We start from the raw sequence: 747 nt of genomic DNA, 5'->3' as shown, positions 1-747 counted from the left end.
TGATAAAATCTGCTTGGAGACAAAGCTACATCGTTTATGGCTAACCGTGGGCTTCTAATTGGCATACCTAGAGCTATAATTTTGTTCATAGTTTTGACATTTACTATCATTTCACCTATTTGAGCGTTGTAATATATCAAACTCGCTTTACCGCTCGTTAGCGCTTTTTCCGCTTCATTTATTGATCCACTCTCTTCCCAAAGTATTACATTCTTTCGGGGTGAGTTTCAGTGAGGTACAACCTTTCTTTTTCAGAGGCTCATGGCACAACAAAACTGACTTCCGCACTCATGGTTTCGAGTATATCGACATGAACAGCTAAGTGTAGCTTTTGCTATGTTCTGCGTTTCTTTGCATCAAGCTTTTTCACTTTTCACTTTTCACTCTCCCTGACCAAAAAGGTGGGAGCTAATTGAGTTAATGGCTAGACGGCGAATAGCCCTTTAGATTTATTGCTATATTTGACTTGAACCGCCTTCGAACACTTACCCTTGAAGATTGACTACGGACGGTTCTTTTTCTAACGCGAATCAATCTATAAAGTACGTATTAAACTTAAATATTGGGCGTTCTCCCTTCGGTCGGCTCATTCCGTCGCTTCACTCCTCTCGCGATAGCTTATGGCACTGTTATCGAGCAAGCTCGATGTGACATTAAGTTACTGCGAACAATCACCCAACGCCTCTGCTACTGCGTAGCTGCGCTTCGTCGTGCCTCCTTATTACCTTTCACTGGCTTCAATTAAGT

Annotated in this window: 1 pseudogene; it reads right to left on the bottom strand. The window is 42.0% G+C overall.

The features are described 5' to 3' along the window. Positions 1 to 487: pseudogene (locus MD535_RS25745) on the bottom strand (hypothetical protein); the annotation flags it as partial. Between the last annotated feature and the right edge of the window lie 260 nt (positions 488 to 747).

Origin of the sequence: Vibrio qingdaonensis (assembly GCF_026191675.1) — a bacterium.
Taxonomy (GTDB): Bacteria; Pseudomonadota; Gammaproteobacteria; order Enterobacterales; family Vibrionaceae; genus Vibrio; species Vibrio qingdaonensis.
This window is presented reverse-complemented; position numbering and strand designations above follow the sequence as displayed.